The 25,492-nt window shown below is 62.7% G+C and carries 26 protein-coding genes; 9 read left to right on the plus strand and 17 right to left on the minus strand.

Annotated elements, in window-relative coordinates; genetic code table 11:
• Positions 1–279: 279 nt before the first annotated feature.
• Genes P0O24_RS09830 through iorA form a run of 3 tightly spaced genes read right to left on the minus strand, consistent with a single transcriptional unit; the run spans position 280 to position 3,223 of the window.
• Positions 280–828, minus strand: coding sequence for a HEAT repeat domain-containing protein (locus P0O24_RS09830; RefSeq protein WP_316969576.1), 549 nt, complete (start codon positions 826–828; stop codon positions 280–282).
• A 17-nt stretch (positions 829–845) separates the two neighbouring features.
• Positions 846–1,433: an indolepyruvate oxidoreductase subunit beta gene (locus tag P0O24_RS09835; protein ID WP_316969577.1), complete on the minus strand. Its 588-nt coding sequence runs from the start codon at positions 1,431–1,433 to the stop codon at positions 846–848.
• The gene (iorA, locus tag P0O24_RS09840; RefSeq protein ID WP_316969578.1) at positions 1,430–3,223 is read right to left on the minus strand and encodes an indolepyruvate ferredoxin oxidoreductase subunit alpha; all 1,794 of its coding nucleotides are present in this window, start codon (positions 3,221–3,223) and stop codon (positions 1,430–1,432) included. Before iorA ends, P0O24_RS09835 begins: the two co-directional genes overlap by 4 nt.
• Before the next feature lie 224 nt (positions 3,224–3,447).
• Here iorA and budA point away from each other — a divergent pair, with 224 nt between their 5' ends.
• Positions 3,448–4,257, plus strand: coding sequence for an acetolactate decarboxylase (budA, locus tag P0O24_RS09845; protein WP_316969579.1), 810 nt, complete (start codon positions 3,448–3,450; stop codon positions 4,255–4,257).
• Between the two features lie 136 nt (positions 4,258–4,393).
• Here budA and hisD read toward each other — a convergent pair whose 3' ends face one another.
• The 4 genes from hisD to P0O24_RS09865 are packed head-to-tail and all read right to left on the minus strand — an operon-like array spanning position 4,394 to position 8,920.
• A complete protein-coding gene (hisD, locus tag P0O24_RS09850) occupies positions 4,394–5,713 on the minus strand; it encodes a histidinol dehydrogenase (RefSeq protein WP_316969580.1) in 1,320 nt (439 codons plus the stop codon).
• Between the two features lie 9 nt (positions 5,714–5,722).
• Positions 5,723–7,405, minus strand: a complete 1,683-nt coding sequence (locus P0O24_RS09855; protein WP_316969581.1) for an ATP-dependent DNA ligase — start codon at positions 7,403–7,405, stop codon at positions 5,723–5,725.
• 10 nt (positions 7,406–7,415) lie between these two features.
• A complete protein-coding gene (locus P0O24_RS09860) occupies positions 7,416–8,417 on the minus strand; it encodes a homoserine dehydrogenase (RefSeq protein WP_316969582.1) in 1,002 nt (333 codons plus the stop codon).
• A complete protein-coding gene (locus tag P0O24_RS09865) occupies positions 8,414–8,920 on the minus strand; it encodes an amino acid-binding protein (protein WP_394356762.1) in 507 nt (168 codons plus the stop codon). Before P0O24_RS09865 ends, P0O24_RS09860 begins: the two co-directional genes overlap by 4 nt.
• Before the next feature lie 115 nt (positions 8,921–9,035).
• Here P0O24_RS09865 and P0O24_RS09870 point away from each other — a divergent pair, with 115 nt between their 5' ends.
• From P0O24_RS09870 to P0O24_RS09885, 4 genes are all read left to right on the plus strand, one after another.
• Entirely contained in the window at positions 9,036–9,794 is a 759-nt protein-coding gene (locus P0O24_RS09870; RefSeq protein ID WP_316969584.1) for an NAD+ synthase, read from the plus strand.
• 83 nt (positions 9,795–9,877) lie between these two features.
• Positions 9,878–11,032 carry a baeRF10 domain-containing protein gene (locus P0O24_RS09875; protein WP_316969585.1) on the plus strand — a complete coding sequence of 385 codons (1,155 nt, stop codon included), beginning with the start codon at positions 9,878–9,880 and terminating at the stop codon, positions 11,030–11,032.
• A 107-nt stretch (positions 11,033–11,139) separates the two neighbouring features.
• Complete coding sequence (vapB, locus tag P0O24_RS09880) at positions 11,140–11,367, plus strand: type II toxin-antitoxin system VapB family antitoxin (RefSeq protein WP_316969586.1); 228 nt, start codon at positions 11,140–11,142, stop codon at positions 11,365–11,367.
• Positions 11,357–11,767, plus strand: a complete 411-nt coding sequence (locus P0O24_RS09885) for a type II toxin-antitoxin system VapC family toxin (protein WP_316969587.1) — start codon at positions 11,357–11,359, stop codon at positions 11,765–11,767. The genes vapB and P0O24_RS09885 overlap by 11 nt, the downstream gene beginning before the upstream one ends.
• A gap of 151 nt (positions 11,768–11,918) precedes the next feature.
• On the opposite strand, the gene P0O24_RS09890 is transcribed toward P0O24_RS09885, so the two are convergent.
• Together P0O24_RS09890 and P0O24_RS09895 are read right to left on the minus strand one after the other, a co-directional pair.
• Positions 11,919–12,785 (minus strand): UbiA family prenyltransferase, encoded by an 867-nt coding sequence (locus tag P0O24_RS09890; protein WP_394356763.1) that lies wholly within the window; start codon positions 12,783–12,785, stop codon positions 11,919–11,921.
• Between the two features lie 160 nt (positions 12,786–12,945).
• A complete protein-coding gene (locus tag P0O24_RS09895) occupies positions 12,946–13,662 on the minus strand; it encodes a glucose-6-phosphate isomerase family protein (protein WP_316969589.1) in 717 nt (238 codons plus the stop codon).
• A gap of 63 nt (positions 13,663–13,725) precedes the next feature.
• Here P0O24_RS09895 and P0O24_RS09900 point away from each other — a divergent pair, with 63 nt between their 5' ends.
• Positions 13,726–14,214: a hypothetical protein gene (locus tag P0O24_RS09900; RefSeq protein ID WP_316969590.1), complete on the plus strand. Its 489-nt coding sequence runs from the start codon at positions 13,726–13,728 to the stop codon at positions 14,212–14,214.
• A 51-nt stretch (positions 14,215–14,265) separates the two neighbouring features.
• Here the strand turns inward: P0O24_RS09900 and P0O24_RS09905 are convergent, their stop codons facing one another.
• The 7 genes from P0O24_RS09905 to P0O24_RS09935 form a co-directional block, all read right to left on the minus strand.
• The gene (locus P0O24_RS09905; RefSeq protein ID WP_316969591.1) at positions 14,266–15,120 is read right to left on the minus strand and encodes an ATP-binding protein; all 855 of its coding nucleotides are present in this window, start codon (positions 15,118–15,120) and stop codon (positions 14,266–14,268) included.
• Entirely contained in the window at positions 15,117–15,950 is an 834-nt protein-coding gene (locus tag P0O24_RS09910) for an ATP-binding protein (protein ID WP_316969592.1), read from the minus strand. The genes P0O24_RS09905 and P0O24_RS09910 overlap by 4 nt, the downstream gene beginning before the upstream one ends.
• 246 nt (positions 15,951–16,196) lie before the next feature.
• Positions 16,197–16,649, minus strand: a complete 453-nt coding sequence (locus P0O24_RS09915) for a hypothetical protein (protein WP_316969593.1) — start codon at positions 16,647–16,649, stop codon at positions 16,197–16,199.
• A gap of 122 nt (positions 16,650–16,771) precedes the next feature.
• Positions 16,772–17,512 (minus strand): DUF434 domain-containing protein, encoded by a 741-nt coding sequence (locus P0O24_RS09920; protein ID WP_316969601.1) that lies wholly within the window; start codon positions 17,510–17,512, stop codon positions 16,772–16,774.
• The gene (locus P0O24_RS09925) at positions 17,407–17,940 is read right to left on the minus strand and encodes a fumarate hydratase C-terminal domain-containing protein (RefSeq protein ID WP_316969594.1); all 534 of its coding nucleotides are present in this window, start codon (positions 17,938–17,940) and stop codon (positions 17,407–17,409) included. Before P0O24_RS09925 ends, P0O24_RS09920 begins: the two co-directional genes overlap by 106 nt.
• On the minus strand, positions 17,925–18,755 hold the full coding sequence (locus P0O24_RS09930; RefSeq protein ID WP_316969595.1) for a fumarate hydratase: 831 nt from the start codon (positions 18,753–18,755) through the stop codon (positions 17,925–17,927). Before P0O24_RS09930 ends, P0O24_RS09925 begins: the two co-directional genes overlap by 16 nt.
• On the minus strand, positions 18,752–19,477 hold the full coding sequence (locus P0O24_RS09935) for a DUF166 domain-containing protein (RefSeq protein WP_316969596.1): 726 nt from the start codon (positions 19,475–19,477) through the stop codon (positions 18,752–18,754). The genes P0O24_RS09930 and P0O24_RS09935 overlap by 4 nt, the downstream gene beginning before the upstream one ends.
• Positions 19,478–19,650: 173 nt before the next feature.
• Between P0O24_RS09935 and P0O24_RS09940 the strand changes: the two genes are divergently transcribed.
• On the plus strand, positions 19,651–21,015 hold the full coding sequence (locus tag P0O24_RS09940; RefSeq protein ID WP_316969597.1) for a cobyrinate a,c-diamide synthase: 1,365 nt from the start codon (positions 19,651–19,653) through the stop codon (positions 21,013–21,015).
• 6 nt (positions 21,016–21,021) lie between these two features.
• On the plus strand, positions 21,022–21,597 hold the full coding sequence (locus tag P0O24_RS09945; protein ID WP_316969598.1) for a flavodoxin family protein: 576 nt from the start codon (positions 21,022–21,024) through the stop codon (positions 21,595–21,597).
• Between the two features lie 48 nt (positions 21,598–21,645).
• Here P0O24_RS09945 and P0O24_RS09950 read toward each other — a convergent pair whose 3' ends face one another.
• Positions 21,646–24,492: a DNA-directed DNA polymerase gene (locus P0O24_RS09950; protein WP_316969599.1), complete on the minus strand. Its 2,847-nt coding sequence runs from the start codon at positions 24,490–24,492 to the stop codon at positions 21,646–21,648.
• Between the two features lie 486 nt (positions 24,493–24,978).
• On the opposite strand from P0O24_RS09950, the gene P0O24_RS09955 reads away from it, so the two are divergent.
• Positions 24,979–25,492: DUF7035 domain-containing protein (locus tag P0O24_RS09955; protein WP_449384945.1), on the plus strand; the 514-nt coding region annotated here is incomplete at its 3' end.

Below are 25,492 nucleotides of genomic sequence, written 5' to 3' on the forward strand. Positions count from 1 at the left end.
GGACTGATAATGGACTGATAATGGACTGATAATGGACTGATAATGGACTGATAATGGACTGATAATGGACTGATAATGGACTGATAATGGACTGATAATGGACTGATAATGGACTGATAATGGACTGATAATGGACTGGTAATGGACTGATAATGGACTGATAATGGACTGGTAATGGACTGGTAATGGACTGATTTTTCTCTCTTCCTCATCGATTTTGAGGCGGGTTGGGGCCCCCGGATCGGTCCGGAAACCCCTGAGCTACGATCACTTCCGGTCCTACTTCTTCTCCACTTCCTTATCGCCGGGGGCCTTCGCCTGCTCGTAGGCGAGGATCGAGGCCTTGGCGTGGACCCGAACGAAGGGGCTCGTGTCCTCCTCGGCGGCCTTCTTCAGGATCGAGAGGGATTCCTCATCCATCATCTCCCCCAGGACCCAGGCGGCTCCGCCCCTCATCTCCTCGTTCGCTTCATCGTCGATGAGGAGATCTGCCATCCTCTTCTGGACGAGGTCTCTACCGAGGGCGGCGAGCCCCACCATGGCGTTAGCCTTGACGACGTCCTCGGGGTCCTTGAGGGCGGAGACGAGGGGCTCCACCACTTCAGGACCCCCCTTCTTGGCGAGGGCGTTGACGGCGTTCGCCCTGACGAGCATGTTACCCTCTTTAGCCACCACCTCGGCGAGCCGCTCGACGGTCCAGGTGGCGTCGGGGAGGTCCTCGGGGACCTGGGGGCCTGCCAGGGCGTCGATCGCCTCCGTCTCTCCCAGGGGGACTGCCGCGGGCTTCTCCTTCTCTCCTGTCTTCTTCTCCTTCTTGCCTTCTGCCATAGTCCTCTAATTGCTGCCTATTCTACTTCAATTTTTCCAAGTTCGAAGGCCTTCCTGTTGATCTCCAAAAACCTCGCGGGGACGGTCTGGAAGAGCGCCTCGAGGAGCGCCTCCTCCCCGATGGGGATGTGCCTGGCCAGGGCCCCCAGCATCACGACGTTCGTCGCCTGGAGGCTCCCCGCCTCGGCGGCAAGCCCTGTAGCGTCCATCGGATAGACCCGAGAGGACGCCTCCCAGAGGGGTGCGAGGATCTCCTCGATGGCGGGGTAGCTGGCCTGGCCGGTGGTGACGGTGACCGGCAGTACCGCAGTCGTGTTCACCAGGGCGATCCCATCGGGGGATAGGTAGGTGGCGTACCTGAGCGCCTCCGCAGGCTCCATGGCCAGGAGGACGTCGGCGCCTCCGAGGGATATCATGGCGCTGTAGCGGCAGCCGATCCTTATGTGGTTTATGACGCTCCCCCCCCGCTGAGCCATCCCGTGGGTCTCGACCCCCCGGACCGATAGCCCGGCCGAAAGAGCCGCCTTGCCTATGATCTCGGATATCAGGATCACCCCCTGGCCTCCGACCCCGACGATGACGACGTCGCAATCCGAAGTTCTCATTCCGCCACCTCCATAGCCTGCTGAGGGCATATCTTTGCACATACCCCGCAGCCTGAGCAGAGGGCATTGATCCTGGCGACCTTTCCGTCGAACTCGATGGCAGGACAGCCGAAGCTAACGCAGAGCTTGCAACCGCCGCACTTCTCCTCGTCTACCCTCAGCATGGGCCTTCTGATCCCGGCCCTCATCTCGCTGATGACGCAGGCCTGCTTGGCCACCACCACCGATAGGCCCGGATGATCCCTCGCCCTCTCGAAGGTCTCTATCATGGAGTCGAGGTCGTAGGGGTCGGCGGTCTCAACGAGCCCCGCGCCCAGAGACCGGCAGATCTCCTCGAGGGATATGGTGGGGGAGATATCGCCGGTGGCCGTCCGCCCCGCGCCGGGATGGGGCTGGTGGCCGGTCATGGCGGTGATGGAGTTGTCGAGGATCGCGACGGTCATCCTCGCCCCGTTGTAGGCGGCGTTGAGAAGGCCGGTGAGCCCCGAGTGGAGGAATGTGGAGTCCCCCAGGACGGCGCATATCCCCCGCTCTTCGCCCCCGAACCTGATCCCGGCACCGACGGTGATGGACGCCCCCATGCAGAGGCAGCTGTCGACGGTCCCCATCCCAACCCCCATGGTGTAGCAGCCGATGTCGTTTGGATATACGGCGTCCCTGCCGAAGGCCTTCCTCATGGCGTAGTAGGAGGCCCTATGGCTGCATCCGGGACAGAGGGCCGGGGGCCTCGGCGGCAGAATGGAGAGGACCTCAGGGCTCATCGTCGGGGCGCCCCTCTGTTGAAGGCCCATCATGCGAGCGATGGCTTTCCTGACGGTGAGGGGGTCGAGCTCCCCGACCTTCGGGATATGCCCAGACCTCTTGCCCAGGATCTCCACCTCGGGGTTTCTCTCCTTGGCCACCATCTCGACGAACTCCTCGAGGACGGGGTCCATCTCCTCGACCACCAGAATGCGGTCGACCTTCTCCAGGAAGTCGCCGACGATCGTCCTGGGGATGGGGTAGGCGCCTATCCTCAAGAGGGAGACGTCTGCCTCCAGCTCCGCGATCGCCTCCTCGGCGTAGAGCCCCCCTATCCCTGAGGCTATGATCCCCACATCACCCCTCATCTGCGACCTGTTCCACGCCTCTTTCGCGAGAGCCGCCTCGATCTCTGCTTGCTTATCCAGAAGCTCGGCATGGAGGGGGCGGGCGTGGACGGGGAGGGCCACCCTGCGAGGTGGGTTCTTCTCGAAGCCCGGGCTCGCCTTCCTCTCTCTTGGAGCCCCCACATCGACGGTCGCCCTGGCGTGGGAGACCCTCGTCGTCGGCCTCACCATCACCGGAAGGCCGAACTCTTCCGAGAGGCTGAAGGCCCGCAGGGTCATATCCCTAGCCTCCTGGGGGTCGGCGGGGTCGAGGCAGGGGACCCGGGCGAACGCGGCATAACGCCTGGAGTCCTGTTCGTTCTGAGAGGAGTGGCAGTAGGGGTCGTCGGCGGAGATGATCACCATCCCTCCCCCGACGCCGAGATAAGGCAGGGTCATGAAGGGGTCTGCGGCGACGTTGAGGCCGACGTGCTTCATGGTGACGGCGGCCCGGGTCCCCGTCCAGGAGGCGCCGATGGCCACCTCCATCGCCACCTTCTCGTTCACAGACCATTCGACGTGGATCCTATGCTCCTCGGCGAGGGGGGCGAGATGCTCCACGATCTCCGAGGAGGGGGTTCCAGGGTAGCCGGAGATGACCCCCGCCCCCGCTTCCAGGATGCCCCTGGCGATGGCGACGTTTCCGAGCAAGTATTCTCTCAATATGATGACCATCCTTGAAGTTGATTCGTCTGCGGGGCCGCTGCCCCGTCTCTCTTATAGTCCGGTCATGGGAGATCGCCCCTTCGATAAAGCCGTTTCGAGGCCGGAGGATCATCCTTCATGATCCCGAGGACCTCCGGTCGAAGAATTTATCCCCTATCGATGATGGTGATCTTCGGCAGACGACAAAGCGACGAAGACGCCGTTCTGCGGATGTGATCCTCATGAGAATATCTCGATATCCAATTCTTCCAGCCTTAATCCTCATCCTCGCGGCCCTCGCGGCCCTCCCGGCCGCCGCAGAGGAGACGGGACTTTCGATAGATCGGGACCGGGAGGTCCTCTTCCAGGTATCGACGATAGACGCCCTCCTCCTGGCCGTCTACGACGGCGTCCTCTCCGTGGGCGAACTGAAGGAGAAGGGCGACTTCGGCATAGGGACCTTCGATAAGCTCGCAGGGGAGATGATCCTCCTCGACGGCATATGCTACCAGGTGAAGGAGGACGGAGTCGCTTACGTCGTATCCGACGATCTGACGACCCCCTTCGCCTCCGTCACCTTCTTCGACCATGACGAGACGGTCCTGATCGAGGAGGCGGCAAACCTGACGGAGCTGGTAGGGATCCTGGAGGCCTCCCTCCCGTCGAAGAACGCCTTCTACGCCGTCAGGATCGACGGCACCTTCCCCTACGTCAGGACGAGGTCCGTCCCCGCCCAGGAGAGGCCCTACCCCCTCCTCGTCGACGTCACCGCCCGCCAGACGGTCTTCGAGTTTGAGAACGCCTCCGGGACCATCGTCGGGTTCTGGACCCCCAAGTTCGCGGCGGGGATAAACGTCCCCGGAAGCCACCTCCACTTCATCACCGATGATCGGAAGGCTGGAGGCCACATCCTCGACCTGCGGGTGGAAGGGGCCGAGGCCGAGCTGGACCTGACCCCCAACATCTTCATGGCCCTCCCCACGGCAGGAGAGTTCTTCGAGGTCGACCTCACCGGCGACCTCTCGGCGGACCTGGAGAAGGTGGAGAAGTGAAGCCATAAGGAAGGGGGTCGGATCGAAAGATGACAGACGCCTGAAAACGGGTGGATGAGGCGACGATCTGCTGCCCCGCCTCCCGCTGCCTCGGTCGAGGCTTATCCTGGCGAAAACCCGGCCAGATCCGGGGATCTCAGAGGTTCTCCGGCTTTCTCTCGACGAGCCTCTTTCTCACAGACTCGGCGTGGGCGGCCAGCCCCTCCGCTTCGGCGATGACGGTTATGGCGTCGGATAAGAGCCGCAGGCCGTCTTTAGAGATCTGCTGGACGGTGATCTTCTTTACGAAGGCGTCGGCGTTCAGCCCCGAGAAGACCCTAGCGTACCCCGACGTCGGAAGAACGTGGTTTGTGCCGCTGGCATAATCTCCGGCGGCGACCGGCGTGTACGGCCCAAGAAATACGCTTCCGGCGCTTCTGATCTGTCTCAAGACCGTCATGGGATCTCTTACGATGATCTCCAGGTGCTCGGGGGCGAAGCTGTTGGAGAAGCCTATCGCCTCCTCCGTAGATCCCGCCTTCAGGATGGCGCTCTTCGCCAGGCTCTTCTTCACGATCTCACGCCGGGCAACCTCTTTAGCCTGTTTCTCCACCTCAACCTTTGTGGCGATGGCGAGATCCTCATCGTCGGTCACCAGGACCGATATCGACTGGGGGTCGTGCTCCGCCTGGGCGATCATATCCGATGCCAGGACTTCGGGCTCCGCCGTATAGTCGGCGATGATGAGAACCTCGCTGGGCCCCGCCGGCATATCTATCTCGACGGTGGACCGCAGGAGGAGCTTGGCGGCGGTGACGTAGATGTTCCCCGGCCCCACGATCTTCTGGACAGGCCGAATAGTCTCGGTCCCGAAGGCCATCGCCGCCACCGCCTGGACGCCTCCGACCCGGTAGATCTCGTCCGCCCCCGCCATCTGGGCCGCGACGAGGGTGATGGAGCTCACCTTCCCGTCCTTTCCAGGGGGGGTGCAGACGACGACCCGCTCGACGCCGGCGACCTTCGCAGGGACGACGGTCATCAGGGCGGAGCTGGGATAGGCCGCCCTCCCGCCGGGGACGTAGGCTCCCGCCGAGTCGAGGGGGACGATCATCTGTCCCGCCATCGCCCCGGGGGAGGTCTGCGTCATCCAGAGGTCCCGGTCGAGCTGCTGATGGTGGAAGGCGGCGATGTTCTCGACGGCGATCTCCAGGGCCTTCTTAAGCTTCTCTGGCACCTCTTCATCGGCCTTCTCGATCTCGTCCTCGCCGACCCTGAACCTGCCGACCCGGACGCCGTCGAACCTCTCCGTCTGGTCACAGAGGGCCCTGTCCCCCCTCTCCTGGACGTCGTTTACTATCTCCACCACCGTCGGCATGACGGACTGGACGTCGATGCCCCTCGATAGGAGGGCCGAGCCCTCCTCTTCACCCAATTCGCTCAGCTTCTTGAATAACAAAACGAACAACTCCTTCTCCATCAGATAGATCTAGCCCGACCCGGGGCCGTTCCTCCCCCTCTGGGTGGCGTAAAGGGAGGCCACCCTCTCTAGGGAGTCCGCCTCTTCGAGGGCCTTATCGTCCCTCACCCGGACGAGCCTTGGAAACCTCAGAGCGTACCCCGATGAGTAGCTCTTGCTCTTCTGGATCTCTTCGAAGGCCACCTCGAAGATAACCTCCGGCTTCACCTCCACCACCATCCCCTCCCCGGAGACGAGGACGAGGTCGCGGAAGAGGTCCGTCAGCTCCGCCAGCATCTCGTCGTTGATCCCCGTGGCGACCCACCCCACGTCCTCGAGCCTTCCCGTATCCGGGTCCGGGGAGGCAAGCCTGAAGGATCCGAGGAACGTCGCCCTCCGCCCCTCCCCCCACCGGGCGCCGACGACGACGAGGTCCAGGGTCTCCATCACCGGCTTGATCTTCACCCAGTTCTTCCCCCTCTTCCCCGCAGCGTATGGGGAGGCTGGGCTCTTGAGCATCACCCCTTCATGGCCTGCGGCGACGGCCTTCTCATATATCCCGGCCACCACCTCGGGGTCGGAGGTGACGGTCTGGGCTGCCAGGATCTTCGGATCTGCGACCTCCTCCAAGATCCTCCTCCTCTCCCGGAGGGGCTCGTCGATGAGAGGATGGCCGTCGAGGTATACTATATCGAAGAGGAAGAGCTCCAGAGGGATCTTCTTCGCCGTCCCCTCGACCTTGTACTTCCTCCGGAACCGCTTCAGGATCTCCTGGAAGGGCAGCGGCCTTCCGTCCTCGCCCCTGGCCACCGCCTCTCCGTCGAGGATGGCAGACTCGGTCCTAACCCCCTCTCTTATGGAGGCTACGATCTCGGGGAGGGAGCGGGTGACCCTCTCCAGCCGCCGGGAGAATATCTCGACATCGTCCCCCCTCTTGTGGATCTGGACCCTGGAACCGTCGAACTTCCACTCGACGGCCGCCGTCCCCATCTCGGCAAGGGATCCGGGTATCCCCGACCCGATCTGAGCGAGCATCATCTTGATGGGCCTTCCGATCTCCACCTTCAGGTCCGAAAGCCTCCCCTCCTTCGCCCTCCGGGCTACGAGCCCCAGGTCGCCGGTGAAGTTGTAGCCCCGCTCCACCTCTGCCGGGGTTGCGCCGAAGGCCTTGGCGATGGCGTCTCTTACGATTCCCTCTCCGACACCGATCCTCATATCTTCCAGGGCGAGCCTCGCGATGTACCTCGCCTCCAGGGGACTGGATTCGCTGAACAGATACTGGAGGTTTTTTGCCTTGACGGACTGGCTCCTCCTCCCCGATGCCCGGGCGATCTGCAGAAACCGCGAGTATACGTCCAGGATCGAGAGGCTATCGCCGCCGATGAAGGAGGAGAGGGTGGAGGGCCTCCTCTTGCCAATCGCCTCGGCGGCTACGGCACCCACATCCCCAGTCCTCCGGAGGATATCCTTGATCTCCGTCGTCGAAGACCCGCTCGCCCTGGAGAGGGCGTCGTAGAGGGTGGAAGGCCCCACCCCCAGGAGGATCTCGGAGCTGGCGGGAAATGGCGAGCCGGTGACAAAAGAGGGGACGATCGCGAGCTCGGCTTCGTCCAGATCCGAGAGGAAGGAGGCGAGGATCTCGGCCTTCTCTATGGAGCCGGCGATCCCCTCGATCTTACTACAGAGCTCTGCGAACCCGAGAAAGGTGGTCATGGTCCGTACTTCAGCCGTCTATCTGCCTTGAGGTGTAGATGCTGACGATGTCGGAGACTATGGCGCTGGCGGTCTCGATGGAGCCGGCCCCCAGGCCAGTGACGGTGATCGTCCCCGAGAGGTCGGTCTCGATGGAGGCGACGTTGAGGGTCCCGCCGACGGCGAGGGGGCTTCTCCTCGGAACTAGCATAGGCTTTACAGTCAGGGCCGGAACTTCGCCTATCAGCTTGATGTGGTAGCCCCTCTCCCAGGCGAGGTTGAGCGCCTCGGGGGTGATCTCCCTGATGCCGGTGACGGAGACATCTTCGTATTTGGCGGTCATCCCGAAGATGGAGTTGGCGAGGATTACGACCTTTCCGGCGGTGTCTATCCCGTCGACGTCGTAGGCGGGGTCAGCTTCGGCGATCCCGAGGTCCTGGGCCTCGGTGAGGGCGTAGCTGTAGGTGTACTTCTCCTCCATCATTCTGGTCAGGATGTAGTTACAGGTGCCGTTGAAGATCCCCCGGATGCCGAGGATCTCGTTTCCCACCAGGTTCTTCTCGACGAGGCTGATCAGGGGCATCGTCCCGCCGACGGTCGCCTCGTACTTGAGCATCACGCCGTTATCCTGGGCCATCTCCTGTAGGTGGTTATAGGCCACCACCAGGGGCCCCTTGTTGGAGGTGACGACGTGCTTTCCCGAAGATAGGGCCTCTTCGATGTGGCCGAGGCCGGGCTGGCCGTGGACGATGTTGGTGGGGGTCACCTCCACCACCAGGTCAGAGTCCACCTTCTGGATCGCCTCCTTCCCGATGATATCGAGGTTTGCTATCCCCTCCAGAGTTCTCGCAGCGTGGAGCCTCTGGGGGTCTATCCCCGTCTCGTCGAAGAGGGTTCCGTTGATGTCGGTGACGGAGACGACCTTCATGTCCAGCCCCATCTTTCTCAGAAGCCCCCACTTTCGTCTCACGACCTCCAGAACGCCGTGGCCGACTATCCCGAACCCCACCAGAGATATCCTCACCTCTCTCATATCTTCTCAGCCTCGATAGGTTCTATCACCAGGAGATCTTTCTCTGCCCCTACATGCCGGAGGATGGACAGGGACTTTCCTATCTCCTCTTTGCCCGTAGCCCTGATCCTCAGGTAGGCGGAAGAGGGCTCCTCAATCCCAGGCATCCGCAGGGAGAGATCCTCCACCTCCGCAAAGCCGGTGGAGTCGATCCGGTTGATGGTATCTCCGAGGTCGCTGTGGAGGACGTGGCCGATGAGGAGGACCGAGGTCTCCTCGATGAACCGGTCTTCTCCTGCGCGGACCACCACGATCCCGTTATCCTCCAGGTGCTTTTTGATGTTCTCGATATTTGACGGATCGATCTCGAAGACGATCTGGACGGGGACCGTCCCCCGGGGAGTTTTGCGATCTCGGTGATGGACGACGCTGATTATATTGCCCTTGTACTTCTTGAACGGTTCGAGGGACTGCATCAGCTGTCCCGGTATGTCCTGCAGTTCCAAGTCCATCGAAAGTCGCATAACACGAATTCCTCGTCTAATTTCTGCTCTCACCCACCAGCTTATCGAACATAAAGGTTGTGCAGAAGGTTCTGCAGAAAAAGTACTTTATTTGAGAGTTATATACCGACGATCGATGGCAAAAGAAGATGCAGAAAACCTCATCGTGGAGTTCATAAGGGATCGGGTGGAGGCGACCGGGGCAGAAGGTGCGGTCCTGGGCCTCTCCGGCGGCCTCGACTCGGCGACCGTCGCCTTCCTCGCCGCCCGGGCCCTGGGGCCGGACCGGGTCTTCGCCCTCCTCCTCCCCGAGGCGGGAGTGACGCCGGAGGAGGACGTCGAGGATGCAAGAAAGGTCGCATCGATCCTGGGGATCGAGACGGAAAAGATCGATATATCGGGGGTTCTGGGCGGCTACTTCGAGGCCCTTCCGGCGTCCGAAGCTCCGCCGGTGGTCAAAGGAAACCTGAAGGCGAGGGTGAGGATGACGATCCTCTACTGGCACGCAAACCTCCTCCACCGCCTCGTCCTGGGCACCGGGAACAGGACGGAGATCATGCTCGGCTACTCGACGAAGTTCGGCGACGGCGCCGCCGACATCCTCCCCATAGCAGGCCTCTACAAGGACGAGGTGAGAGCCCTGGCGAAGAAGCTGGGCGTCCCCAACAGGATCATCGAGAAGGCGCCGACGGCGGGCCTCTGGCCCGGCCAGACCGACGAGGAGGAGCTGGGGATATCTTACGCCGACGCCGACGCCATCCTCCGGGGCCTGGAGGAAGGGAGGGAAAGCGAGGATCTGGCGGAGGAGTTCGGAGCCGATAAGCTCAGGCTTATTTTTAGGAGGATCGAGGGCGGAAGGCACAAAAGGGAGCTTCCGCCTACCCCCGAGGGCTGATCCGATCTTCCTGCCTCCCCCTCTCTTCGGCGGCATCGGAGCTACAGGAAAATCTTTTCTCCTCCCAGGCCAGTACCGGCTTCATGGAGAGCGGTGACGAGTTTGATGGGGTCGATGAGATGGCTCTGACCCCGGTGACGAAGATCGATATCCGGGAGCTGGCAGAGCTCCGGGACGAGAGGGACGTATACCTCTCCGTCTACCTACCCACCTCCTCGGGGGAGGACCGGACCGAAAACCGCACCTTTGTCGCAAGGAGGTCGAAGGCGATCGAGGAAGCCCTCCCGGTGGACCTCAAAGGGTCTTTTCGAGAGACGATGGAAGTCGTCATAGACCGACTATTCTGGAAACCCATCCCCGGCGAGCGGGGGAGGATCGTCTTCGCCTCGGCCCCCGGATCCCTTCTCGCCGTTTACAGGATCGGGGTCGAGCCTGATCGGACGATGGTCCTGGACACCTCCCCCTTCCTCCTCCCCCTGGCGAAGCTGCGGGACGACTATATGGACTACGGCCTCCTCCTCCTCGACTCCCGGGAGGCGCGTTTCTTCTGCGTCCGCTCCGACGTCCCGGAGGCGGTGGGTAGCCTCTCCTCCGACCTGATGAACAAGCACAAGAAGGGGGGGTGGTCCCAGATGAGGTTCAACCGCCTCCGGAAGGGGGCGATAAAGTCCTTCCTCTCAGAGGTGGCCGAGGACCTCCTGGAGTCGTGCACCGGCCAGGAGACGAGGGGTCTGGTGGTGGCGGGCCCCGGCCAGGCGAAGAGCCAGCTTTTGGATATCCTCCCCGCGGAGATGGGAAAGAGGGTCCTGGGGGTCGTCGACCTCTCCATCGACGCCACCAAGAGGGAGCTGCTCGAGGCGGGAAACGAGATCGCCCTCGCCGACGAGAGGGCGAGGTCGGAAGAACGGGCGGAGGAGCTCCGCTCCGAGATCAGGAGAGGCGGCCTCGCCGTCCTGGGGGTCGAGGCGACGAAGGCCGCCCTGGCGGCGGGGCGGGTGAGCGTCCTCGTCCTCCTCAAGGACGCCTCCATCCCCGGCTGGATCTGCGAGAGGTGCGAGGCCCTGGAGGCGAAGAAGAGGCCGCAGGAATGCCCTATTTGCGGGGGCCCCACCTCGACCGTCGACGTCGTCAATGAGCTCTACGAGCTGGCGGAGAGGACCGGCGCCGAGGTGGAGTTCGTCGAAGAGGACGCATGCCTCGCCTCCTCGGAGGGTGTGGGGGCGCTTCTGAGGTATTAGGTGCTCGATAGCGAAGACGCGGCCAGTAGGATACCTGGCACATTGGAAGCTAGCGAAACTGCGATGTCGTCGATAAGCTTATATTCAATCGTTGTAAACACATCCTTATGTCAACAGCCGTTTACAGCATCCGTATTGAGAGCGAAGTCCGGCGGATGATGGACGAGATGAGCGAGGTTGACTGGCAGGCCGAGATCAGAGAGATGGTGGAGGCGATGGTCCGGGATAAAAAGAAGAAGAGCCTCCTGGACCGGGCAGAGGCCCGATGGAATGAGCAGATCGAGAGCCGCCAGGGCGCAGCATCGATGATAAGAGAGGAGAGAGATGCGAGATAGGGCGTTCTTCGACTCCAGCGTCATCGCCGCCATCTTCTTCAGAGAGGAGGCCTCCCCCCGGTCCCTGAAGATCGCGGCCGAATTCGACCCGACAACCCTGGACCTGGCGGTCGCCGAGGTGGGGAACGTCGCCTGGAAGAGGGTCACCTTCTCCGGCGAGGAGAAAGAGACGGCTCTGGACGCTCTCCGGGACTTTCTGGAGTTCATCGGCACCACATGCACCATCCTCAACTCCTCCGACCTTCTGGTGGAGGCCTTCGAAATCGCCGTTACCGATGAGATATCCTTCTATGATTCCCTCTTCCTCGCGGCGGCGGAGCGGGAGCGCCTGCCGCTTCTCACCCTCGACAAGAGGCTGCATGATCGGGTGAAGGATAAGCGGGACGTCCGTCTCGTCTAGTTTCGAGATAGTCCGCGGCACCATCGGCGCAGCGCGCAAAGGGGCGGACGTCTTTGGATTTTCATCTTGAGGCCGCGACAGCAAAACCTCTTTTCGCATTCGAGCAATACGATAACAGGGACAAGGTTCTAGGAATCATCGAGGCTTTTCCTCACCCCACGACCCCAGGATACCCCGCCACCGTCGCCCGCAGAAGCACGTCGACGATCAGGGCGGCGAAGAGGACCGCCCGGTAGTTCGCCCCCTGGTAGAAGGTCCTCTCCCCCCGCTCCGCCGTCGGGGTCCTCACGAAGCCTACGGTTTGAGCGATCATCCACCCTCCCGCCGCCAGGGCCGCGGCGAAGTAGATCGGCCCAAGGCCAGTGGCGACCCCCAGGGCTATTGAGAGAATGACCCCGACGACCCAGGCGGCGGCGACGAGCTTTGCCGTCAGGGGGATGCCATACGTCACGGGAAAGGTGGGGATCCCCTCCCGCCGGTCCCCATCCACGTCCCGGGAGGCGTCGCAGTTGGTGAACCCCCAGTCGGTGATGCAGATCATGGCGCCGAGGATGATCGCCCCCTCGTGGAGGCCGGGCCCTTCCTTCAAGAAGCCGGCCGGGGCCATGGCGAGCCAGACCCCCACCGGGACGATCCCGAAGGAGAGGCCGACGAGGGCCCAGGAGAAGGGGGTCGTCCTCTTCGCCGCCTTCGAGTAGACGGCCATGATCAGGGTCGCTGCTATGAGGGCGACGAGGGCTTCAGGGTTGAGGTAAAAGGCGACGGCGGCCGCTAAGGCGAATAAGAGGGCCGAGTAGGCGAGGGCCGCCGACCTTGAAACCTGGGACGACGGCAGCGGGCGGCCCGGCATCCCCACGGCGTCGACGTCGACGTCGCAGCAGTCGTTGTAGACGTAGGAGCTGGTGATGGCGAAGTAAGCCCCGAGGGTGGCGATGGCGAAGGGGAAGGCCGCCGGGAGGGTCCCGGCGGTGGCGTAGACCGCCAGGAGGGCCGCCGCCCCCGGAAGGGCGATGTCCATCGGCGCGAGAGGCGGGCGGAGGAGCTGCGCATAGGCTCGCAGGCTGCCGCCGCGGTTGTCTCTGATGTTGTCGCCGAGTCTTGCGGTCTTTTCACAACTTGCGCACCTGGGACCTCCAGGGCCCTTCCCATCCGCAGATCCGTCCACGCCCTCTCACCCCTCAGTCCAGGAACCCCTCGAAGAGATCGGCGAAGTCCTGGGGGCGGACGAGCCAGTCGAGCTTCCCACGCTCCCTCCCGATGGGGTAGATCTCCCGGTTCCGTGAGAGGCCGAGAGACTTCACCTTCGGGACCTCGATCTCCCGCAGCGGCGCCGCCTCTTCGCACCTCGGGTTCTCGACGAAGCCGTCTTCGGTGAGGAAGTAGGCGCCACCGCCCCTCTCCTTTATTGGGTCGTATATCGACGAGAACCCCCTGGCGACGAAGTTCGCCATCTTCAGCCTCTTGTTCGACTCGTTTATGGTGATGTGGCCGTAACCCGGAGGGACGATGACCTTGTCGCCGCCCATCGCCCTCACCACCACCACATCGCTGAGGTCCTCTTTCTGGAGGAGGTAGGTCGCCTCCCCCTCCAGGACCTCGTAGACCTCGGGGTAGGTGACCGTCTCTCCAGGGACGAGGGGGTGGTAGTGGCCCGCGGTCTTGACGTACTCCCTCCCCAGCATCAGGGGCGGTATGATGGTGATGTCGTACCTGATCCCCTGCTCAACAAAGAGGTCGCCGTCCCTCCTGCTGAGGAAGAGGTCCCGATACATGTAGTAGAGCTCCAGGTTCTCCGCTCCTATCGCCCACTTCTTGTCGTAGAGGACGTCGTCCATGTCGCGGAGCATCCTCACATCTGGCTCCTTTGTTTTGCCGCCGAATTCGAGCTCGTTCAAGTCTCAACACCCGGGGGAGGATGGAACGGCAAATTTATAACGTTTTTCCGAGATGTAGATATCATGGAAGATGGCGAGAAGCCCGTCACTTTCTGCGATGACCAGAGGAAGTTCATCATGACCTTCGTATCCACCACCGCCGAGGCGATCCAGGCGACCCAGGGGGCCGGAGGCCTCATGATCATGTCCGTCGCCATCGGAACCAGGCTATGGGAGGAGATGGAGCAGTTCAGAGAGTGCGACATGCCGAAGTTCGATACGAGAGAGGAGAAGATCAGCTGCTTCATGAAGACCCTCGAGGCCTCGGGGGCGATCGCAGGCTCCTCCTTCGAGGTGAAGGACGGCCGGATAGTCGTCACCATCAGAGGCTGCTTCTTTGCTCCCGCCAGCGACCGGCAGATCGAGGCGGGGCTCTCCCATCCCCTCTGCCCCATCGGCGGGCTGATCGTGGCGGGGCTCCACAAGACCGCTCACATCCTCGCCGCCCTGGAGAGGGTCGAGCACGATCTTGAGAGCGACGTCTCCACCCTCACCTTCAAGCTCTACTCCTGATGGCCGGAATTTTTGGAGATGGGGGATCCGGGCCGCGCAGGATCGGCAGCATCAGAGCTTCATTCTTATCCGGCTCCAGACCTCCCGGATGGCATCGCCGACGGGACCCTCTACCTCGACGAGGGTCTTCCCCTGGACCATAGCCCCCACCACGCCGGGGTCGAAGGGGAGCCTTCCCACCAGGTCGACGCCCAGGTCGCGACAGAGTTCGCCGATCTCCTCCGTCATGTCGGGGTTGAGGTCGTGCTTGTTGACGGCGACGAGGGCTTCCACCCCGAAGTGCTCGGTGACGGCGAGGATCCGCTCGAGGTCGTGGACCCCGGAGATGGAGGGCTCCGTCATCACCAGGGCGAGGTCGGTCCCGGTGATGGAGGCGATGACGGGACAGCCGATCCCTGGAGAACCGTCGATGATGACCAGCTCCTTATCCTCCCTCTCGGCCGCCTTCGATGCAAGCTTTCTCACCATAGCCACCAGCTTTCCGCTCGCCTCCTCGCCGGGAAGAAGCTCGGCGTGGACCATCGTCCCAAACCGGGTATCGGAGACGAAAGCATGGCCTGAGACCCTATCGACCATGGTGACCGCCTCCGATGGGCAGACGATGGTGCAGACCCGGCACCCCTCGCAAGCGGCAGGGTCGACGGCAAAGTCACAGATGGCGTCGAACCTGCAGGCCTTCTCGCACTCGCCGCAATTTGTGCATTTGCCGGGATCGATGACGGCGGCCTGCAGCCCCAAAAAGTCGATCGTCTCCCGGACCTGGGGCTGGAGGAGGAGGTGGAGGTCTGGAGCGTCGACGTCGCAGTCGGCCACCACCATCTCTCCTCTGGCGAGGGACGCGAGGGATGCGGCCATCGTCGTCTTCCCGGTGCCGCCCTTGCCGCTGATGACCACCAGCTGCTTCATTTCGCCGCCTCCTCGATCTTTCCGAGCAGATGAACGAACTTCTCCTGCCACTCGGTCATGACGGATGAGAAGAGGACCCCCCGGGAGGTGAGCTCTGCGATCTGCCTCTTCATGGGGATCTCCAGGAGTATCGGGATCGATTCTCTTTCGCAGTAGTCGTAAACCCCCCGATCGCCGATGCCAGACCTGTTCACCACCACGCCGCAGGGGATCTCCATCCCCCTCACCACCTGGACGGCGATCGACAGGTCGTAGAGGCCGAAGGGGGTCGGCTCGGTGACCAGGAGACAGAAGTCGCTGCCCCGGACCGCCTCGATGACGGGACAGGCAGTCCCCGGGGGCGAGTCGATGAGGACGAGGTCGCCCTTCGCCTCAGCCTTTACAGACCTTATGAGAGGCGTAGCCATCGGCTCCCCGACGGAGAGCTCGCCCCAGAGGAGCCTCACACCTCCGGATCTAGCCCTGTGAATCTTGCCGATGGCCCTCGTCCCCTCGGAGATCGCCCCCTTGGGACAGAGGAGGGCGCACCCGCCGCAGCCGTGGCAGAGCTCCTGGAAGAGAAGGACCTGCTGAGGAAAGACCGCGAGGGCGTTGTAGGCGCAGAAATCCGAGCATCGGCCGCATCTGGTGCACCTCTCCTCGTCTATTAATGGGATGGCCACGGTGCAGTCGGAGCTCTCCATCTCTTCCAGGTCGGGGAAGAAGAGGTAGGAGTTGGGCTCCTCAACGTCGCAGTCCACCAGATCCACCCCTCCGATGGATGCCGCCATGTTAGTCGTCACCAGGGTCTTTCCGGTTCCCCCCTTGCCGCTGGCTACGGATATCATCATTAACAAATCCTCCTTTCAGGCCGTCCATCCCATCAGAAGTCCTGACGATCCGCCGGGCGGCGGCCTCCATATCTCCAGAGGCCAGATCCCCCAGAGGCGGTCTCCTCAAGAACGCTTAAGATCGAAGTCTGAAACAATTCTGCCATTTGGGATGATATACTTTAAAGCTTCCCTTTGGGGATAAAGCCAGAGCTGATGCCTCTTGGGATATCGGCCGGATCCCTGAAACGCGTCAGCCAAAAGAGGCTAACATGAGACGTACTGGCTGCCGATATTGAAGGATACGGTCTTGACCTTCATCCAGTCTCTGAAGATGTCCACCCTCCAGGCCCCCTCCATCCTAGCGGCGTCGCAGCCGCGGATCTGGATGGCGCTCCAGGCTTTTCCCTCCCAGTCGCCGCTGCTGAAGTCCTTGGGGGGGACTACGGCGAAGGATCGTGCGTAGAGCTGTCCATTCGGCGCGTACCACCACCACTCCAGCTCGTGAGGCTTGAGGTCTCTTGCAAACCTGATCCAGGAGACGGCCTGGTCGTCCTGGGGAGAGAAGGAATAGGTTCTGTATACCGGATCCCAGTTGGCGTTCACGGATTTGGCCATGGTGAGGTCGCTTAAGGGAACGAAGGGAAACCATATGGCTCCGCCCAGCGACGCGGTCGATATGACCGCAAAGAAGGCCAGAATAAACTTGATCTTATTCATCTCGGATTTACCCCCTACATTGCCGATGACTTAGCTTGTACTCTCTTGATCCGGGATATAATAAATAACTATAGTAGGCTCGGACATAAAGAGGGCCGTATACTATCGAGGGGGATCGAGAATCAGAGGATTATCGGCTCTATCCCCCTTCTATTCGCGACCTCTCCTGGGATGTCGACGGCTTCTGCGGAGGCGTCGATGATGGTGCCGTCACCGGTGGCAACAGGAGATTTTGCCCTCTTCAGCCTCCTGTCCACGTCCGGCGCCGTCTTCGCGGACCCCAAAACCCCGAGTTCGGCCATCCTTTCCCTGATCTCAGAAGCCAGCTCTCCGCTCCTGCTGATCTGCTGGTCCAGGAGGACCATCGCCCCGCCGACTCCGGACTCTTTGAGGAGCGAGAAGATCTCCGATAGGGCTTGGTCTGTAATATCCGAGAGGTGATACCTTCTGAAGATCCCGCGGACATCCCGCAAGAAGCCGTCGTCGCAGAGGTAGACGGGGGCGCCGGCGAGGAGGCTCTCGACGGTGATGAGGACGTTGTAGCCGTCGACGGCGACTGTCCTGCCGGAGAGTTCATTTATGGGGGTCCGCTTCTTTCGCCGGGACCTCGCGACGGCGGACGGGACCGCCACCCTGGTGAGGACGAACCTATCCTCCCGGGGGAGTCGGCGGTGGTCGGAGACGAACCTGACGGCAGGCCCCGACGGGTATCCCCGATCGAGGAGGTACCGGACCTCTTCGGCCGCCCGCCTCAGCTCTATTCGCTTCTCATCTCCGATCTTTTCGCCTCCCTGTAGAGGTCGCCTCCGAAAGAGTCGATGGCGACGATCATCGGCCCCCAGCCTTCCGCCTCCAGCTCCCAGAGCCCCTCTGCCATCCCGAGGTCGGGGAGGTGAAGCCGCCTCACCAACAGGTGGCGTGCCGCCAGAGCCCCGCAGCCGCCGGGGTAGGCGAGGTATGTGGCCCTTCCCCGGAGCGCCTCCGCATCCTCAGATATCCCGCCCTTCCCGACGATCAGCCTCACCCCACGGTCGACTACCTCTCTCGTGAACCTGCCGACCCTCCCGCTGGTGGTGGGGCCCGCGGAGAGGACGGTTGCGTCCCGGATGAGGGGGCCGCAGTGGTAGATGACCGCCCCCACGAGGTCTACGGGGAGCTCCTCTCCGGTGGCGAGGAGGGCGTGGACCCGGTCTCTCGCGGTATAGACCGTCCCGCTGATCCAGACGAGGTCTCCGGCCCTGAGGGCCGCCACCTCGTCTTGCGATATCGGCGTCCTCAGTCGATGCTCCATCCGTCACCCCTCACCGTCGCAGAACTGCTCCTGTTCGCCCAGCACTGAAGGTTCACCGCCACCGGGAGCGATGCTGTATGGCAGAGCGCCGTCTCGATCCTGACGGCGAGGGCTGTGGTGTCGCCGCCGAGGCCCATGGGGCCGGTCCCGATCCGGTTTATCTCAGACAGAAGGGCCATATCCAGATCCGAGCTTCCGGGCATATGCAATAGCGCCCTTTTGGCGAGCCTTGCCGCAAGATCGAAGGTCCCGCCGATCCCCACCCCCACGAAGACGGGAGCGCAGGCCCGGCCCGCCCGCTTCGCCACCTCCTCCGCCACAAAATCGAGGGGGTCGTCGGCGGGGTTGAGCATGGCGAGGAAGGAGCCGTTCTCCGACCCCGCCCCCTTGGGGAAGGCGGTGATCCGCAAGCAGTCCCCGGGGACTAGGTCGATGATAATGTCGGGCATCCCCGGGCCGGTGTTGTCGCCGCTGTTCTTCCTTGTCAGGGGGTCGACGGCGTTGGGGCGGAGGGGTATCTCTTCGGTCGCCCGGCGGACCCCCTCGGCGATAGCCTCCTCGAGGAAGGGGGGTATCGAGAGGTCCCGGCCGATCTCCAGGCAGAAGACGGGAAGGCCCGTATCCTGGCAGAGGGGGACGCCGCCCTCGGCTGCGATACGGATGTTCTCGAGGATCGCAGAAAGCTGGGACCGGGCGATGGGATTCCTCTCCCTTTCGACCGCCTCCCTTATCGCCTCCTCGACCCATGAGGGGAGGACGGTCTCGGCTTCGGCCAGGACCGCCACCGTCGCGCAGACCAGGTCTTCACGCCTCAAGGCCGGCCCTTCCCCCTGATCTTTATCGCCCTCGACTGGTCCGGGATATTGAGCCTGGCATCAAGCCCCAGGGCCCGCTCCATGGCGTACTTGTGGAGGTCGCCGGAGGTATGTATCCCCCCCTCGCCCCCCCGGACAGCACGGCAGGGGTACATCTGGCAGAGGAGGCCGGCCCGGGGCGGGGCGTCTTCGACCCTGACCCCGACGATATCCCGGGCGACGTGCCAGGTGCTGCCGCAGGGGGAGCCCCGGAGGACATCGACCCTCGATATCTTCCCATCCTCCACCTCCACCTGCAGCCGGGGGCGGCCGAGCTTCTCGGCGAAGGCGTCGACGGCCTCGACACCGCACTTCTTGAGGGTGCAGCAGATCTCATCGACCTCGATATAGATCCCGTAACGGTCGGCGATCTTCTGTAGCTCCGGCGCCGACCCCGCCCTTCCAATTCCGCCGGGGACGATCACCGCCTCGGAGCCGCCCTTTCCGGCCCGGACGGCGATCTCCGGGGTGACGTCGGGGTGGAGAGAGTAGGTGATGATCAGATCTGAAGAGAAGAACTCGGGGTCGAGGCCGAGGGAGTCGAGGAACTCCTCGGGGTCCTCTATGAAATCCGGCAACGATTGGGGGATGGCGATGGAGACGACCTCGAAGTCGGTCCTCTCTCTTATCGTCTCGATGAGACGCTCGCCGTATTTGCCCCTGGTTACGACTCCGACTCGCATGGTCGTCTGAAGACGGGAGCGGTTATAGAGTTTGTCTTGCAGTCCCTTCCTCAGTCAGTCTCGCAACTCCCTCCTCCGTCGATCCCGGATCCCGCCCCGGGACCTTCTAAATTCACCCTCCTTCTAAATTCCCTCTCGAAAGAGTAAATTAGCCCCCTGACCGATGGAGGGTCATGATACCTGCCGTCCTCGTCGCGGGGACTCACAGCGGAGTCGGGAAGACGACGGTCGTCCTGGGGATGATGGCGGCCCTGAGGAGGCGGGGTCACGTCGTCGCCCCCTTCAAGGTGGGGCCGGACTTCATCGATCCATCTCATCATGCCGCCATCTGCGGCAGGCCGTCGCGAAACCTCGACACCTTCATGATGGGGGAGGGCGGCGTTCGCCGCTCTTTCGCCCGGGGCGTCGGGGGCGCAGACGTCGCCGTCATCGAAGGCGTCATGGGCCTCTACGACGGCCTCGACTCGACGGAGGTGGCGTCCTCGGCTCACGTCGCCAAGGCGCTCGGGGCCCCCGTCCTCCTGGTGATGAACGTCCACGGGACCAGCCGGTCCGCCGCGGCGATGGCCCTCGGCTACGCCAGCTACGACCCCGGCGTGAAGATATCGGGGCTCGTACTCAACCGGGTCGGAAGCGAGCGGCATCGCAGCCTACTGGAGGAGGCGCTGGCGCCCCTGGGGATCCCGATCCTGGCCTCCCTCCCCAGGCGGGGCGAGATAACGCTACCCAGCCGCCACCTGGGGCTCCAGATGGGATTTGAGAGCCGCCACGATCTGGACGCCCTCGCCGACTTCATCGAGGAGAACGCCGACCTCGATGGGATCCTCGACCTCGGCTGCGAGGTCCCGGCGTCGGAGACGGAGGCGGAGCCCGAGCAGGAGGCGCAGACGGTGCCGGACCTGGAGGGCGAGAGGATAAGAATCGCCATCGCATACGACGAGGCTTTCTGCTTCTACTATGCCGAGAACTTCGAGGTCCTCCGCAGGCTCGGCGCCACCATCGAGTTCTTCAGCCCCATCCGCGACCCCCTCCCCGAAGCCGACGGCCTCTACCTCGGCGGCGGCTACCCCGAGCTGTATGCCGGACCGCTGGAGGAGTCGCCGACCCGCCGTGAGATAAAGAAGGCCGCCGAGTCTGGGATGCCGGTCTATGGCGAGTGCGGCGGCCTGATGTACCTCTGCGAGTCGGTGGTATCGAAGGACGGCGATTCTGAGAACAAAATGGCCGGGGTCCTCCCCGCATCCACCACCATGACCGGAAGGCTCCAGGCCCTCGGCTACGTCGAGGGGGACGTGGTATCCGAGAACCCCGTCGTCGCGAGAGGATCGGCGATCCGGGGGCACGAGTTCCACTACTCGAAGATGGACTGCGCGAGGGACGCGAGGTTTGCCTACCGGTTCCGGCGCGGGAAGGGGATCGATGGTAACAAAGACGGCCTCCTCGAGCACGAGACCCTGGGAAGCTACCTTCACACCCACTTCTCCACCTTCCCGGTGGAGAGGTTTGTTGCGAGCTGCAGGAGATATAGAAGGAGTTAGATAAAAATGAAAGTCGTCGCCTTCAACGGGAGCGCGAGGAAGGACGGAAACACCGCCATCCTCGTGCGAAGGGTCCTCGAAGAGCTGGAGAAAGAGGGCATAGAGACCGAGCTTGTCCAGCTCGCGGGAGAGCGGATCCGGGGATGCACCGCCTGCCGCGGCTGCGTCGCGAATAAGGACAGACGCTGCACCATCGACGACGACATCGTCAATGAATGCATCGCCAGGATGATCGACGCCGACGGGATCATCCTCGCCTCGCCGACCTACTTTGCCGACGTCTCGGCGGAGACGAAGGCGCTCATCGACCGGGCCGGCTTCGTCGCCAGGGCCAACGGCGGCCTCTTCCGGCGGAAGGTGGGGGCGGCGGTCGTCGCCGTCCGCAGGGCCGGGGCGATCCACGCCTTCGACTCGATCAACCACCTATTCTTCATCAGCGAGATGGTCGTCCCCGGATCGAGCTACTGGAACCTCGGCTTCGGCCATGCGCCCGGGGAGGTGGAGGCGGACGCGGAGGGGATGGAGACGATGAGGGTCCTGGGCTCGAATATGGCGTGGCTGTTGCAGAAGATCAACGGCTGAGGCCGGTGGCGGAGGGTGGGAAGGGGGGAGGGGAACGAAGGCGGCAGATCAGAAGTCGAAGAGGGACTTTTGCTTCTGCTCCTGCCCCTCGCCCGTCCCTCCGGCCGCCGACGGAGCCCTTCCCTTCGCCGCCGCCCGGGGGGGCGCGAGGTCGAAGAGCCGCTGCTGCTCGGGGGAGCAGACGAGCTGCTCCTTTGTTACCCCGAAGGGGGAGAGGAGGCGCAGCAGCGGCGGCAAGATCTGCTTATTGATGTAGTAGTCGGTGTCGATCAAAAGGCCGTTCTGGAGGGCGTACGATGGGTCCTCAGCCCGGTCGACGAAGAGCCCCCTCCCCCGGACGATGACGAAGGGGATCCGGTCGCCGACCTGCGGGACGGGGCCGCCCCTCGCCCTCATCTTCTCGGCGAGCTGGACGTGAGGCTGCTTGTTCTTGTAGGCAGCCGTGCTCTTGGTGTACCTCCTCGTCAGGACCAGGTCCTCGAGGATCTCCGGGTCCTTCCGCAGGTCGAGCCTCTGGAGGCGGTCGATCACCGACTTTGCGAGGTCGAGGGCCTCCTCGACCTTCCCCTCCATGAGGACGAGCTCGAGAGACCGGTTGAGGGTCTTGCTCGTCAGCTCGCACCAGTCCCTTCTTACCGTCTCCATCCCCCGGACCTTGATCTTGTCGCGCCACTCTCCGCCCGCCTTCTCGAAGACCCAGAGGGCGTACCTCTTCTTGACGAGGAAGAGCCCCCGGCGAGCGAAGGCCTCGAAGACGAGCTCCATCGGCGGCGGCAGGCGGGAGGTCACCGTCTCGGAGATCTTTTTTCCCACCAGCTCCGCCTCCTCCAGGGCGGGCTTTACCCCGCGGCCGCCGAAGGGCTTGAGGCGGATGAAGACGCTGTCGGTGTCGCCGTAGACGACCTCAAGGTCGAACCGCTTGAACTCTACGCCGGCGGGGAAGGTGTCGCCCGCCGCGGCGGCCATCTCCTCGGGGAGGAGGGCCCTGCCGTCCCGGACGTAGACCGACCCGATCTCCTCGACCATTCCCTTGGTGTTCAGGATGTTGGACCTGCCGAAGCTCGTCACGGCGTTGGCGAGGGGGAGGCTGTAGAGCCTCGCCCGGGCGTAGCCGGAGTAGCCGTAGAAGGAGTTTAAGAGGATCTTGAGGGCGTACTGCTGGGCGTCGAGGATGCTGCGCTCCTCCGCCGAAGCCGATTTCATCCGGCCCTTGATATCGGTCCTCTGGGCGAGGAGGTCGGAGAGGACCCCGGGGACGATCCCCGGCGACGCCGAAGGGAGGACGAACTCCCCCCCCGAGGGCGGCCTCACCACCTCCCCGGACGCCGGCCGCTCGTCGGTGACGACCGTCGAGTAGCAGAGGTTGTGGGCCATCATGATCGACGGATAGAGGGAGCGGTAGTCGAGGATGAGAACGTCCTCGACGAGCCCTTTCTTCGGCTCCAGGACCGCTCCCCCCTTCAGCTCGGAGCTCTGGGCCGCCCTCGCCGATGAGAGGTCGGCGTCGGGCTTTGGGGGGATGACCCTCCCCCGCTCCTGGAACTTGCGAAAGAGGAAGTTTTCCACCATCCCGGTCTGGCCGCCGTCGATCACCTCCTGGAGGAGCGACCCGCTCGTCTGGGCGAGGGCGATGTACTTGTCGAGGAGCTGCAGGTCGGTGAGGAGGTGGAGGGCGAGGTAGGAGTCGCGGCGGGAGTAGCTGACGAGCCGGGCGAAATCGTCGCCGGAAGCGGCCCAGAGCGCCTCCATCTCCTTTGGGTCGACGTCGTGCTTCTCGACCCCCAGAAGCTCGAGGCTCGCGTTCCTGAGGGTGTAGCGTTTGAGGCTGAAGGACGACCTCACCAGGGGCAGGAGGTCGACGACGACCCTGCCGGTGATCTCGACCCGGGTCTGGTTGACGATCTTCCTCACCCGCCAGGGGCCGCCGTCCCTTCCGACCCGGACGTCCAGGTTCAGCCTCCTCGCCCTCTCTTCCAGGTACGGAAAGTCGAATTCGCTGGAGTTGTAGCCGGCGACGACGTCGGGGTCGTAGTCCCTGACGATCTCGACGAACCGGGAGAGCATCTCCCTCTCGCCCCCGCAGCAGAGGACGTCTCCCCGGGGGCAGTCGACCTCCCGGCCGACGAGGACGAGGTCTTCTCGCCCTTTGTAAGGCGGGTCGAAGGCGAGGCTGACCATGATCACCGGCGACGTCTCCGGATGCGGCATCGCTCCGTTCAGGGGGAGGCACTCGATGTCGAAGGCCATGGTGCGGAGGGGGGCGTTGGGGATCGCCTTCGCGCCCCCCGTTGCCTCCGCCCCGGAAACCTTCACCCTCTCAGCCTCTCCATTAGCCGCTCTTTCCCCCGCCCCTCCCCTCTCTTCCTCTCCGGCCACCGCCGGACCGGCCCCCGCGGGCCGCAGGGCGGTATGAGGGACGGGGCCGATTATCGCGACCTTCCACTCCTCTCTCTCCTTCCACTCCCCTTTACCCACTTCCTCGGCGTCCACCTCCGTCCACCTCATCCCCCCCAGGTCGAGGTCGATGAGAAACCTGTTCTTGAAGAGGACGTCCGTCTCGTAGACCTCCAGGACTCCGGGGACGGAGAGGACCGACTCCCTGAACTCCCGGACGGACTTGGGGTCTTTGGCTACGACCTTCAGCATCTTTGCGGGCCGCCTCTGGTAGCCGACGGGGCGGAACCGCTCCACCGCCTCGGCTGAGAGGCCCATCGCCCTGATCACCTCGATGGCGGAGTCGATCCTCTTTTCGTCGATGCGTGCGTAAAAGTAGGGGCGAAATCCAGAGGCCTGGACGGTGATGGGTCTACCCGAGGGGGTCGTCCCGAAGAGCTGGACTACCGGGAAGCCATCGGCGTCGTAGACGTAGTTGGCGTCCAAGATCTGGAAGATCATCAACCGGGATAGGTTTTAAGGGAGTCATATAGTTTGTTATATTGAGAAAGGCGCGAGACCTTCGACGGCTCCAGAAGCCGGTGCGAGCCAGTAGATAGTCAACGATGAGGCCGAAAGCTTGGGTCGCGTACTCGATCTACTGAAAATCGCCACTCGAATCGAATTCAAGGGACGTATTTTCCGCCAAACAGCCATTACGTCACCCGTTAGCGCTATTCAGTAATCTGAGTACGCGACCAAGAGTTACGAGGGGTTCGAAATCTAAGCGATGGAACTACTTAAACTACTGGCGTTGAAGCCGGTTCGGTAGCTTCGGTGTGACGGATAAATTGATGGCGCAGCTGAGCGGAAAGCTTATAGTGCGATGGACCTTTTGAAAGTGGAGAGGGAGAAAAAGTGTCAGGTTCGTCTTGCTTACTGGTATTGTTGGCTTCTCTTTTTCTAGTTCAACCAATCTGCGCGCAGTATGATACAGAACCACCGAGCGTGCTGAGCTTCGATTTCGATCCTAAAGCTGTTGACACTTCAACATCGTCCCAGGAGATCACCGTGACTGCAGACTTCTCCGATGATCTGAGCGGCTTTGACCAGGGAGACATTCGGTTCTATAGCCCGTCAGAGAGTCAGTCAATCGGTGCATGGTTCAGTTCTCATAATCGAATCTCAGGAGACGAGATTGAAGGGACTTACCAGTACAAAATCGATCTTCCTCAGTATAGCGAGCAAGGTACCTGGAAGCTCAGCCACATGTGGCTCAGGGATAAGGTCGGAAACTCGAAGTACCTTTCTGGGAATGAGATGGCAGCATTGGGCTTTCCTACTGAGTTTGAAGTAGAATCGATAGGAGACACAACGCCGCCTACTGTAGCGAGTTTCGATTTCGATCCTAAAGCTGTTGACACTTCAACATCGTCCCAGGAGATCACCGTGACTGCAGACTTCTCCGATGATCTGAGCGGCTTTGACCAGGGAGACATTCGGTTCTATAGCCCGTCAGAGA

The sequence above is a fragment of the Candidatus Methanocrinis alkalitolerans genome, from assembly GCF_029167205.1.
Taxonomy (GTDB): Archaea; Halobacteriota; Methanosarcinia; order Methanotrichales; family Methanotrichaceae; genus Methanocrinis; species Methanocrinis alkalitolerans.

What these genes read in the sequence shown, in the direction of transcription:
- P0O24_RS09830 (WP_316969576.1), bottom strand. Translation starts at nt 828, where the DNA reads ATGGCAGAAGGCAAGAAGGAGAAGAAGACAGGAGAGAAGGAGAAGCCC.
- P0O24_RS09835 (WP_316969577.1), bottom strand. Translation starts at nt 1,433, where the DNA reads ATGAGAACTTCGGATTGCGACGTCGTCATCGTCGGGGTCGGAGGCCAG.
- budA (WP_316969579.1), top strand. Translation starts at nt 3,448, where the DNA reads ATGAGAATATCTCGATATCCAATTCTTCCAGCCTTAATCCTCATCCTC.
- hisD (WP_316969580.1), bottom strand. Translation starts at nt 5,713, where the DNA reads ATGGAGAAGGAGTTGTTCGTTTTGTTATTCAAGAAGCTGAGCGAATTG.
- P0O24_RS09855 (WP_316969581.1), bottom strand. Translation starts at nt 7,405, where the DNA reads ATGACCACCTTTCTCGGGTTCGCAGAGCTCTGTAGTAAGATCGAGGGG.
- P0O24_RS09860 (WP_316969582.1), bottom strand. Translation starts at nt 8,417, where the DNA reads ATGAGAGAGGTGAGGATATCTCTGGTGGGGTTCGGGATAGTCGGCCAC.
- P0O24_RS09865 (WP_394356762.1), bottom strand. Translation starts at nt 8,920, where the DNA reads ATGCGACTTTCGATGGACTTGGAACTGCAGGACATACCGGGACAGCTG.
- P0O24_RS09870 (WP_316969584.1), top strand. Translation starts at nt 9,036, where the DNA reads ATGGCAAAAGAAGATGCAGAAAACCTCATCGTGGAGTTCATAAGGGAT.
- P0O24_RS09875 (WP_316969585.1), top strand. Translation starts at nt 9,878, where the DNA reads ATGGAGAGCGGTGACGAGTTTGATGGGGTCGATGAGATGGCTCTGACC.
- vapB (WP_316969586.1), top strand. Translation starts at nt 11,140, where the DNA reads ATGTCAACAGCCGTTTACAGCATCCGTATTGAGAGCGAAGTCCGGCGG.
- P0O24_RS09885 (WP_316969587.1), top strand. Translation starts at nt 11,357, where the DNA reads ATGCGAGATAGGGCGTTCTTCGACTCCAGCGTCATCGCCGCCATCTTC.
- P0O24_RS09890 (WP_394356763.1), bottom strand. Translation starts at nt 12,785, where the DNA reads ATGGACATCGCCCTTCCGGGGGCGGCGGCCCTCCTGGCGGTCTACGCC.
- P0O24_RS09900 (WP_316969590.1), top strand. Translation starts at nt 13,726, where the DNA reads ATGGAAGATGGCGAGAAGCCCGTCACTTTCTGCGATGACCAGAGGAAG.
- P0O24_RS09905 (WP_316969591.1), bottom strand. Translation starts at nt 15,120, where the DNA reads ATGAAGCAGCTGGTGGTCATCAGCGGCAAGGGCGGCACCGGGAAGACG.
- P0O24_RS09910 (WP_316969592.1), bottom strand. Translation starts at nt 15,950, where the DNA reads ATGATGATATCCGTAGCCAGCGGCAAGGGGGGAACCGGAAAGACCCTG.
- P0O24_RS09915 (WP_316969593.1), bottom strand. Translation starts at nt 16,649, where the DNA reads ATGAATAAGATCAAGTTTATTCTGGCCTTCTTTGCGGTCATATCGACC.
- P0O24_RS09925 (WP_316969594.1), bottom strand. Translation starts at nt 17,940, where the DNA reads ATGGAGCATCGACTGAGGACGCCGATATCGCAAGACGAGGTGGCGGCC.
- P0O24_RS09935 (WP_316969596.1), bottom strand. Translation starts at nt 19,477, where the DNA reads ATGCGAGTCGGAGTCGTAACCAGGGGCAAATACGGCGAGCGTCTCATC.
- P0O24_RS09940 (WP_316969597.1), top strand. Translation starts at nt 19,651, where the DNA reads ATGATACCTGCCGTCCTCGTCGCGGGGACTCACAGCGGAGTCGGGAAG.
- P0O24_RS09945 (WP_316969598.1), top strand. Translation starts at nt 21,022, where the DNA reads ATGAAAGTCGTCGCCTTCAACGGGAGCGCGAGGAAGGACGGAAACACC.
- P0O24_RS09950 (WP_316969599.1), bottom strand. Translation starts at nt 24,492, where the DNA reads ATGATCTTCCAGATCTTGGACGCCAACTACGTCTACGACGCCGATGGC.